Origin of the sequence: Streptomyces palmae, from assembly GCF_004684805.1 — a bacterium.
In the GTDB taxonomy this organism is placed as follows: Bacteria; Actinomycetota; Actinomycetes; order Streptomycetales; family Streptomycetaceae; genus Streptomyces; species Streptomyces palmae.
In genome coordinates this window covers 1-9,825 of the sequence record NZ_SRID01000267.1, presented here as the reverse complement: position 1 = coordinate 9,825, position 9,825 = coordinate 1, and the positions used below count along the sequence as shown (strand labels likewise).

Sequence of the window (9,825 nt, the reverse complement as noted above, 5' to 3'; positions counted from 1 at the left end):
ATTCGGGGTTTACCGGGGGTTCTTCTCTCCACTAAGGCGCTTCGTAAGTGATCTGAGTCCTATGCCCGGGCTCACACGGGGACCCCTTTGCTCTCGCTTTCTGTGCGCGAGTGAATACGGAAACAGCGGCATTTCCGCCCGCTGCCCGCCGCCTGCCATGACGACGCCCCGCCGAGCGGCGGCTCGACGGGGCGAAATGGCGACATCGGGGCGGCATCGGCCTCGCGGCGTCCCGGGCGAGGCGTTCCTCCCCGGGACGCCGTCCTCAGAAGCGGTGGCCGGGGTCGATGGGCATGCAGTCCTTCTTGTCGCCGGAGAGCAGGTCGGCACTCTCGGGTGCCTTGTTCTCGTCCTTGCTGTCGTGGTGCGCGCCCTTCGGGTAGGCGGAGCCCTCACGCCAGTCCGAGCCGACGACCAGGGTCACCTGGGCGACCGAGGTGGACATCCGCACCGCGCCGCTGGGGATGCCCAGCGCCTTGGCCACCGCCAGCGCGTCCCCCTGCATCTCCTTCTTGGGGTAGGTGATGGTGGTGTCCGCCTGCGACTTGGGCGTCCGGTCGGAGACCGCCTTGCTGAAGCCGTCCTGGACCAGCACACTCGCGATCGCGGTCGCCCGCTGCGGCACCGGGGCCAGCGAGATGGTGCTGGTGCCGTTCTGCACGGTCACCGGGATCTGGTCCTTGGGGGCCGCCGGGGGCGGGGTGGCCTTCTTGGGCTTCTTCAGCTTGTCCTTGCCGTCCAGCGCGATGTCGTTGCGGATCAGCGAGAACACCTTCTCGGCGTCCGGGGCGGGGATCACGTGCGCCTGCGGGTTCTGCGGGTCCTGGAGCCACGGCATGGTGGTCATGGTGATCCGCTTGGAGGGCACCTCCTTGAGGGTGTTGCCCAGGTCGTACAGCTTCTTGACGGTGCCCAGCCCGCGGTCCACGGTGAGCGCGTCGATGGCGGCCTCGGCCAGGTCCATCAGCTTGCCCGGGTCGGTGAGCTTGGCGCCGGACTTCAGCTGGCGGACCATCGCGCCCATGTAGATGTGCTGGGCCCGGGCCCGGGCGATGTCGCTCTGCCCGAGGAAGCCGTGCCGGGTCCGCAGCCACTGGAGGGCCTGCTGGCCCTTCACATAGGTCTCGCCCTCGTGCAGCCGCAGGCCGGAGCTCTTGTCGTAGACGTTGTCCTGCACGCACACCGGGACACCGCCGACCGCGTCGGCCATGTCCACCACACCGGAGAACTCGATCTCCATGAAGTGGTCGATGGGGATGCCGGTGAGCTCTTCCCAGGTGGCCACCGTGCAGCCGGGTCCGCCGTGCTGCATGCTGGCGTTGATGATCTCGCGGGTGGTCTCGGGGTAGACCTTGCCCTTCTTGTCCTTGCACTCAGGGATCTTCACCCGGGTGTCGCGCGGGATGCTGAGGACCGACATGTTGCTGCGGTCGGCCGAGACGTGGACCAGCATCTGGACATCGGCCCGCGGCTTCTCGCCCACCGTCTGGCGGGCGCCGCCGAGCTTGAGGTTCGCCTTGGAGTTACGGCTGTCCGAGCCCAGCATCAGGATGTTCAGCGGCGTCTGGCCGTCCTCGTTGGGAGCGGCCTTGTCCAGCCGCTTGGTGCCCAGGTTGAGGTCGTCCTTCTTTATCTTGGAGTTCAGGTGCTGGTAGTAGAGGTAGCCCGCGCCCGCCGCGCCGAGGATGATCACCGCCAGACTCAGCGCGGTCCACTTGAGTATTCGCACGCCTTTGCTGCGTTTCTTCTTCTTTTTGGCAGGCCGGTGCCGCCGGCTGCCGCGGTGCGGGCCGGGCTCCGGGTTCGGCTCGGACTCCCCGCCGCGGTCGGCGCCCGCCGCCTTGGGCGCGGCCTCGGCGTCCTCCTCGTACAGGCTGTCGTCCCAGCCCAGATCCTGTGCGGCGGATGGTCGCCTACGGCGTCCCTCCCCGCGCACAGTGTTGTCCTGCCCCATCGGGCCTCCCCGTGCTAGGCGGTGCGTCCGGCCCGATGGGCGGGCATGCTCCGGTTGGTCATCATCATCATTACTTGGCGCAGACGGACCTGTCGTCCGCGCCGACCCGCTGAAGATCCTTGGGCGCCTTGTGCGGCGCTGCGACCGGGATGCCCGGTCCCTTGAAGTCCGCGCCGAGCACCAGGGTCATCTGGGCCATGGGCTCGGCGTCCTTGGTGCCGGGCTTCAGGGCGGAGCCGGGCAGTCCCATGCTGGCGGCCAGCCGACGCGCCTGGTCGGCCTGGTTGGGGGCGTACTCCAACGTCGTCTTCTTCTGGTCCGCGGGAGCGTTGCCGCCGTTGCCGGAGCGGATCATGCCCTGGTTGTTCTGCATCCACTCGACCGTGTCCTGGGCGGCGCCGAGTCGGCCGCTACCGTTCAGTACCTTGACTCGGACGTCGGCCGGCGCGGCCTTGGTTCCCTTGAGTCGGGCGGCCTCCGCGGCCTTGGCCGCCTTCTGCTTCTGCTTCACCTCGGTGAGCGAGACATCGTCCCTGAGCATGGCGAACAGCGCCTCGGCCTTGGGCTTGTCGAGCACCACGGTCTTCTTCACCGGGCCCTCGTTCGGGTTGTCCAGCACCGGGAGGGTGACGAAGGTGACGTGCTTGAGATCGACCTTGTTCAGGTCCAGCGCCATGTCCTTCAACTTGCCGACCGAACCTATGCCGGTGTCCACGGTCAGCGCCTTGGTGGCGGAGTTGGCCAGCTTCCACAGCTTCGTCGGGCTGGTCAGCGTGCCGCTGGACTTCATCCGCCGCATCATCGAGCTGAGGAACTGCTGCTGGAGCTTGATGCGGTCCAGGTCGCTCTCGAAGCCCACGCTGTGCCGGGTGCGGACGAAGGCCAGCGCGTCCTCGCCCTGGATCATGTGGCGGCCCTTGCTCAGCTTGAGGTGCGACTTGGGGTCGTCGATGTCCTTCGCCAGGCAGACCTCGACCCCGTTCACCGCGGAGGAGAGCGACTTGACCGCGTTGAAGTCGGCCATGATGAAGTGGCTGATCTGCAGGCCGGTGAGCTTCTCCACCGTCTGCCAGGTGCAGCCGGGGTCGCGCCCCTGCTGCCCCAGGCTGGTGTTGAAGCGGACGCCGGTGGAACCGGCGATCGGCTTGCGGGTGCCGTCCTCCTGCTTCACCGAGCACTCGGGGATGTCGGTGATCAGGTCGCGGGGGATGCTGAGCGCGGTCGCGTTGGTGCGGTCCTCCGAGACGTGGAAGAGGATGGTGGTGTCGGCGTGGCCGGCACTGCCCTCGTCGCCGTAGCCCTTGTTGCCCTTGCCGGAGCGCTTGTCGGTGCCGATCACCAGTATGTTCACCGGGCCGTCGACCACCGCGGCGTTGTTCTCGCCGACATCCACCTTGGTGATGTTGCCGTTGAGGTGCTGGTAGATCAGGTACGCCGCGACCGAGGTGCCGACCAGCAGGAAGGCGAGCGTGCCACCGCCCCAGATCAGCGCCTTCTTCGTCTTGGACTTCTTCGGCTTGGGCTTGCGGCGGCTGGCCGGCCCGGCGGACCGGTCCGTGTCCTCGCCCTTGCCGGAGGGAGCCTTTCCGGCCGCCCGGCGGCGCCCGGCACGGGTCCCGGCCTCCGGCCGCTCCGCCGCCTCCTGCCGGGATTCCGCCCCCGGGCGTGCGGCGTCCTCCTGTCCTGAGGCGCCTTCCTGCCGTGCCGCGGGCACCCGCCCCGACTCGGACGAGGGCCGCGGCTCGGGCACCGGGCGGCGCCGCCGACCACCGGTTCCACCGGGCCGAGGGACATCGGAAGTGGGCGCCGGATCATCGGCGGGGTCCAGTCGCAGCTCGTAGCTGCCGGTGCTCGGGTTGAACACCCATTGGTCGGCGGGGTCCATGCCATCCGCCTGCCCACGGCCTTGCGCGTCCACGGTCGTCTGAGTCCTCCGTCGATGCCACGCGGCGCCTCCCCCTCAAGGCGCTCGGTTGGTTTCCGTACGGTGCGCGGTCGGCCTGGTCGTGCACACCGGATCGCTCACACTATCCGCCCAGTTCAGCGTCAAGCGACGCCGGTGACAAATTCCACTCCCCTACAACTGGGCAATCTGCCCAATCCTTTCAAGATCCCTTCGATCGTGAAACGAGACCCGGGCGAGATCACGGCCGAGATTCCGGTGGGAGCCCCGGCCGAGGGATTCACCCCGTCTGCTTACATGCGCCGCCGGGCGTGGAGGTTGCCTCCTCGCCGGCGCCGTCCGCACCGGCCTCCGAGGAGCCAGGGCGATTGTCTCCGGAATTGTCCGCGTCCTCCGAGGTGTTGGCCGCATCGTGGACCGGTCGGTCCATCCGCAGCCGCTCGAAGAGCTGCTCCGCCGCGGGCTGCCGCAGCTCGTCCCGGTTGCGGTCCTTGGCGTACGGCTGCCGGGGCACGGTGAGGAACCGGAACCGCTCGTGCGGGATCTTCCGCAGGTCCTGCGCCAGCGCGTACAGCTTCCGCAGCGAACCCAGCCCCGGGTCGGTGGTCAGCGAGGAGGTCGCGGCGTCCAGCACCGGGTACAGCCGCGCCGGGTTCAGCAGCACCCCGTTGCCCTGCACCTTGCGCACCAGGGAGCTGAGGAAGTCCTGCTGGCGGGACATCCGCTGGGTGTCGCTGCCGTCCCCGATGCTGTAGCGGGCGCGGACGTAGCCGAGCGCCTCCTCGCCGTGCAGGGTCTGCGGCCCGGCCGGCAGCCGCAGATGCGCCTTGGCGTCGTCCACCGGCTCCGGCAGGCAGACGTCCACCCCGTCGACCGCGTCCACCATCCGCTTGAAGCCCCGGAAGTCGACGATCATGTGGTGGTCGATCCGCACCCCGGTGAGCTTCTCCACCGTGCGGATGGTGCAGGCCGCGCCCCCGAACTCGTACGCCCAGTTGAACTGGGCGAAGCGGGCGGCGGCCTGGGTCCCGTCCGCCGACCGGCAGGCCGGGATGTCGGCCATCAGGTCGCGCGGGATGCTGACCGCCGTGGCGCTGCGTCCGCCGGCGGCCAGGTGCAGCAGGATCGTGGTGTCCGAGCGCTGGGTGCCGGAGTCCTGACCGTACTTGCCGTTCCCCTTGCCGCCCCGGGTGTCGGACCCGATCAGCAGGATGTTCCGGGCGTCCTCCACCACCGGCACCGGCCGCTCGGCCTCGTACCGCTTCAGCTCCTTGGCGGTGGCGGTGTCCGTGGTGATGTTCCGGTTCAGCCGCTCGTACATGTACCAGCCCGCCCCGCCCGCGGCCACCAGCAGCACGGCCGTCCCCAGCGCCACCCCGCGCAGCCACCGCCGCGCCCGGGACCGCCGGACCCGGGGAGCGGGTGGCGGCTCCGCGGCGGCCTGGGGGGTGGCGGCGGATTCGGGCCCGGGTTCGGCCTCGGAGTCGGCCTGGGGGGTGGAGGCCGAGGCGGGCCCGGAGTCAGGCTCTGCCGAGGCGTCCTTGGCCTGGGCGTCCTTCGCCTGGGTGTCTTCGGTGGAGGCGTCCTCGGCCTCGGCGTCTGCGGCCGAGCCGTCCTCGGCCGGAGTGTCCTCGGCGGAGGCGTTTTCGGCTGGGGTGTCCTTCGCCTGGGCGCCTTCGGTGGAGGCGTCCTCGACCGGGCCGCTCGCGGGCTGGGTGTCCTTGACGATGGTGCCCTCGGCCGGACTGCCCTGGGCGGGGATGTCGGACTCGGGTTCGGCCCGGCTGGCCTCGACCGCGGGGCCGGATCCGGCTTCCGGTTCGGCCCGGGGCTCCTCGGCGGCGTCCGGCGCGGCCTTCTCGGCACCGGCGTCCTCGGCCGAGGGTGCCTGCACGGTCTCGGACGCGGCCTCCGCGGTCGGGGAGTCGGGCGCGACACCCGCATGGCTGTCCGGTACGGCCTCGGCCTGGGCGCCCTTGGCCGAGGACCCCGGGGCCTCAGGGGACTTCGGGGCCTCCTCGGCCCGGGCGTCCTTGGTCAGGGAGTCCGGTGCGGCCTGGGCCGCGGCCTCTGGTGTGTCGTCCTGGTGGTCCGGCTGCTCGGCCAGGCTGTCACTCGTCATGTCCGTACCCCCCGCTCGCGCTCGCCTCGGCGGCGTCGCCGGCCCGGTCCGGCCGGGACCGGCCGCCGATCACAGGAGCAGACGTCTTAAACCCGCGCATGGTTGTGCGCGTGAGCCCGCAAAATGCGCCGGGTCGAGATCGGGCGAGCGCAAGCCGGGTGTTCGCGGCGCCAGAAGGGGGCGGAACGGGCAAAGGGAGGGCCCCGGGGTGCCCGACCCCCGGCCCGAACGGGTCAGCCCCCGGTGCCTCAGAGGGCCTGGGCGGTGACCCGTTCGCTCTCCATCCGCTGGGCCAGGCCGGCCGCGTCCAATCGGTCGAGGTGCCGGCAGAGCACCACCGAGCCACCGGCCGCCAGAGGCGCCAGCAGACCGGCCGACACCCCCTCCCAGCTGTCGTACGACAGTCCGGACAGCAGTCGCGACCCGGCCGTCAGGCCGCGCTCCCGGGCGTCCGCGCGGGCCCGCTCCACGATCTGCTCGCCGGTCAGCTCCAGCCCGCCCACCGCGAGCGCGGGCGCCGCCGGGTCCACCGGGGCGAAGGGGGCGAACCTGTCGCCCTGCCCCGGCACCTCCACCGCGTAGTCCAGGAAACCCTGCGGCGGCTGCGGGAAGCGGCCGCCCAGCGGACGCAGCGCCAGCGCCACCCGCTCCCCGGAGCAGCCGGCCGCCGCCTCCAGGGTGTCCGGGCCGCTCACCACCAGGTCGGCGGAGACCGGGGCGCCGCCGAGGTCGGCGAGCACTCCCGTGGACGAGCAGGCCAGCAACCAGACGGCGGTCTGCCAGTGCGCCGGCAGCAGCAGCGCCAGCCGGTCGCCCGGCTCGGCGGCGAGATCGCCCTGGAGCAGGTTGGCCGTCTTCGCCACCCAATTGGCGAAGGTGGCGACGGAGAGTTCCACGCGCTCGCCGGTGGCGTCGTCGTAGTAGGTGACAAGCGGGCGACCCGGGTCCGCGGCGAGCGCGGAACGCAGCAGGTCGGCGGGGGTGCGGTCGGTGGCGTTCATCGCCGTCAGGGTACGCGGCGGCGCCCCTGGGGCGGGCCCCGATCCGGGTCCCTCGGGCCCGGGGAGGACGCGCCGACACGCGGCCGGGCGCAATAGACAAATATGTGACTGTATGTCCAAGATTCACTACATGCGTGCACTCCTGGCATCCTCGATCGGCGTGGTCTGCGCGACCGCCCTCGCCCTTCCGCTCACCGTCCAGGCCGGAGCCGCCCAGGTTCCGGACCCGACCGGAGCCGACAAGCCACCGACCACCGTCCGCGCCCGGACCCAAGCCGCCCAGCCCCGTGGCCAGGCGGCCCCGGACAGCGCCGCCTCCGTCTCCGGCAGCACCCAGTCGCTGCCCCTGACCCCGCTCGACCGCTCCCGCCCGTCGACCACCACCGGCAACGGCCGGCCCGCGGCCGAACTCGACACCCGCCCGCTGGCCGGCGCCCGCAACGGGCGGCCCGCGGCCGAGGCGGGAACCGGCCCGTCGTCCGCCGGCCCGCAGGTGCGCGGTGTCGCGCCCCGCGTCGTGCGGCCCTTCTCGCTGCTCGGCGCGGTCTGGGACGACCCCGCCGCCGACCTGCACGGCCGGGTGCAGGTCCGTACCCGGGCCGTCGGCAGCCACCGCTGGTCCGCCTGGCAGGAGCTGGAGACCCACAACGACGACGCCCCCGACGCCGACTCGCCCGAGCGGCGGGGCCCCCGCGCCCACGGCAGCACGATCCCGCTGTGGGTCGGTGACTCCGACGGCGTCCAGGCCCGGGTGCTGACCGGGAAGGGCGCCGAGCCGCTCCCCGCCGGACTGCGGCTGGACCTGATCGACCCCGGCAAGGGGGCCGGCACCAGCCGCGGCCTCGACCGCACCCCCGAGCCCCCCACGCCGGAGGAGGAGACCGTCCAGCAGGCCCTGCAGGGCGAACTCAGCGAACTCGACCCCTCCGGCCTCGAAGAGGCGGACATGGCGGCCGCCGGGCACCCCTTCGTCGGGCCCCGGCCACCGATCATCACCCGGGCCGGCTGGGGCGCCGACGAAAGTCTGCGGGGCCGGCAGTTCAGCTACAACAAGACCGTCAAGGCGGCGTTCATCCACCACAGCGGCACCGGCAACAACTACACCTGCGCCCAGGCCCCGGCCCTGCTGCGCAGCATCTACCGCTACCACGTCAAGACCAACGGCTGGCGGGACTTCGGCTACAACTTCGCCATCGACAAGTGCGGCAACATCTACGAGGGCCGGGCCGGCGGTGTGGCCCGGGCCGTCCAGGGCGCCCACACCCTCGGCTTCAACACCGACAGCATGGGCATCGCGGTCCTGGGCACGTACAGCAAGGCCAACCCGCCCAAGGCCGCGGTGAACGCGATCGCCAAGCTCACCGCCTGGAAGCTCGGCCTGTTCGACGTCAACCCCCGCTCCACCACCACCATGGTCTCCGGCGGCAGCAACAAGTACCGCAAGGGCACCAAGGTCAAGCTCCGGGTGATCTCCGGCCACCGGGACGGCTTCGCCACCGACTGCCCCGGCAATCGCCTCTACGGCCGGCTCGGCACCACCCGCACCCACGCCGCCGGACTCCAGGGCCGCTGACCCGTCCGCCGCCCGCTCACTCGCTCCCCGGCCCGACCGGCCCCAGGGCCGCCGGGCCGGGCCGGAGGGGCGGCTGCATACACTGGCCGCCAACCCGACCCCGGCGAGCAACAGCAGGAAGCAGAGACACTACGTGCCAATCGCGTCAACCGCGCCGGAAGCGATCCTCCTGGTCGGCGGCAAGGGGACCCGCCTGCGCCCGCTGACGGTGCACACCCCCAAGCCGATGGTCCCGGCGGCCGGAGTCCCGTTCCTCACCCACCAGCTGGCGCGCGCCCGTGCCGCCGGGGTGGAGCACATCGTGCTCGCCACCTCCTACCTGGCCGAGGTCTTCGAACCGTACTTCGGCGACGGCTCCGCCCTCGGACTGCACCTGGAGTACGTCACCGAGACCGAGCCCCTGGGCACCGGCGGCGCCCTGCGCAACGTCAGCTCCCGGCTGCACTCCGGCCCCGACGACCCGGTGCTGGTCTTCAACGGCGACATCCTCACCGGCCTGGACATCGGCAGCCTGGTCGACACCCACCGCACCAGCGACGCCGATGTCTCGCTGCACCTGACCCGGGTCTCCGACCCGCGCGCCTTCGGGCTGGTGCCCACCGATCCCACCGGCCGGGTCACCGCCTTCCTGGAGAAGCCGCAGACCCCCGAGGAGATCGTCACCGACCAGATCAACGCCGGCGCCTACGTCTTCCGGCGCTCGGTGCTCGACACCATCCCGGCCGGCCGCCCGGTCTCCGTGGAACGCGAGACCTTCCCCGGTCTGCTGACCGAGGGCGCCCACCTCCAGGGCATGGTGGACTCCACCTACTGGCTCGACCTGGGCACCCCGCACGCCTTCGTCCGCGGCTCCGCCGACCTGATCCTGGGCCGCGCGCCCTCCCCGGCGGTCCCCAGAGGCTGCGGCGAACGGCTGGTCCTGGAGGGCGCCGAGGTGGCCCCGGACGCCAAGCTGACCGCCGGCACCGTGATCGGCCGAGGCGCCCGCATCGGCGCCGGCAGCGAGATCGAGGGCAGCGCGGTGCTGGACGGAGCGGTGGTCGAACCCGGCGCCCGGATCCATGACTCGCTGATCGGCGAGGGCGCCAGGATCGGCGCCCGGACCGTCCTGCGCGGCGCGGTGGTCGGCGACGGCGCGGTGATCGGAGCCGACAACGAACTCCACTCCGGCGCCCGCATCTGGTGCGGCGCGAACCTGCCCCCCGGCACGGTCCGCTTCTCCTCAGACATGTGAGACCGCGAGCCGCGCGATCATTCCCCGACCCCCCGCCC

The 9,825-nt window shown here is 71.8% G+C and carries 6 protein-coding genes; 2 read left to right on the top strand and 4 right to left on the bottom strand.

From position 1 onward, the window contains the following. Positions 1 to 265 precede the first annotated feature (265 nt). From E4099_RS23255 to E4099_RS23240, 4 genes are all read right to left on the bottom strand, one after another. Positions 266 to 1,954: an LCP family protein gene (locus tag E4099_RS23255; protein ID WP_135341063.1), complete on the bottom strand. Its 1,689-nt coding sequence runs from the start codon at positions 1,952 to 1,954 to the stop codon at positions 266 to 268. A gap of 70 nt (positions 1,955 to 2,024) precedes the next feature. Then, positions 2,025 to 3,839 (bottom strand): LCP family protein, encoded by a 1,815-nt coding sequence (locus E4099_RS23250; RefSeq protein ID WP_135341062.1) that lies wholly within the window; start codon positions 3,837 to 3,839, stop codon positions 2,025 to 2,027. A gap of 298 nt (positions 3,840 to 4,137) precedes the next feature. Further along, a complete protein-coding gene (locus E4099_RS35070; protein ID WP_135341061.1) occupies positions 4,138 to 5,979 on the bottom strand; it encodes an LCP family glycopolymer transferase in 1,842 nt (613 codons plus the stop codon). Positions 5,980 to 6,227: 248 nt separating this feature from the next. Next, the gene (locus tag E4099_RS23240; RefSeq protein WP_135341060.1) at positions 6,228 to 6,980 is read right to left on the bottom strand and encodes a TIGR03089 family protein; all 753 of its coding nucleotides are present in this window, start codon (positions 6,978 to 6,980) and stop codon (positions 6,228 to 6,230) included. A gap of 130 nt (positions 6,981 to 7,110) precedes the next feature. Between E4099_RS23240 and E4099_RS23235 the strand changes: the two genes are divergently transcribed. Together E4099_RS23235 and manB are read left to right on the top strand one after the other, a co-directional pair. Further along, positions 7,111 to 8,553: a peptidoglycan recognition protein family protein gene (locus E4099_RS23235; protein WP_135341059.1), complete on the top strand. Its 1,443-nt coding sequence runs from the start codon at positions 7,111 to 7,113 to the stop codon at positions 8,551 to 8,553. Between the two features lie 139 nt (positions 8,554 to 8,692). Then, positions 8,693 to 9,787 (top strand): mannose-1-phosphate guanylyltransferase, encoded by a 1,095-nt coding sequence (manB, locus tag E4099_RS23230; protein ID WP_135341064.1) that lies wholly within the window; start codon positions 8,693 to 8,695, stop codon positions 9,785 to 9,787. Positions 9,788 to 9,825 lie beyond the last annotated feature (38 nt).

Excerpts from the sequence above, each read along its gene's own strand:
- E4099_RS23255 (WP_135341063.1), bottom strand. The coding sequence starts at position 1,954 with ATGGGGCAGGACAACACTGTGCGCGGGGAGGGACGCCGTAGGCGACCA.
- E4099_RS23250 (WP_135341062.1), bottom strand. The coding sequence starts at position 3,839 with ATGGACCCCGCCGACCAATGGGTGTTCAACCCGAGCACCGGCAGCTAC.
- E4099_RS35070 (WP_135341061.1), bottom strand. The coding sequence starts at position 5,979 with ATGACGAGTGACAGCCTGGCCGAGCAGCCGGACCACCAGGACGACACA.
- E4099_RS23240 (WP_135341060.1), bottom strand. The coding sequence starts at position 6,980 with ATGAACGCCACCGACCGCACCCCCGCCGACCTGCTGCGTTCCGCGCTC.
- E4099_RS23235 (WP_135341059.1), top strand. The coding sequence starts at position 7,111 with ATGCGTGCACTCCTGGCATCCTCGATCGGCGTGGTCTGCGCGACCGCC.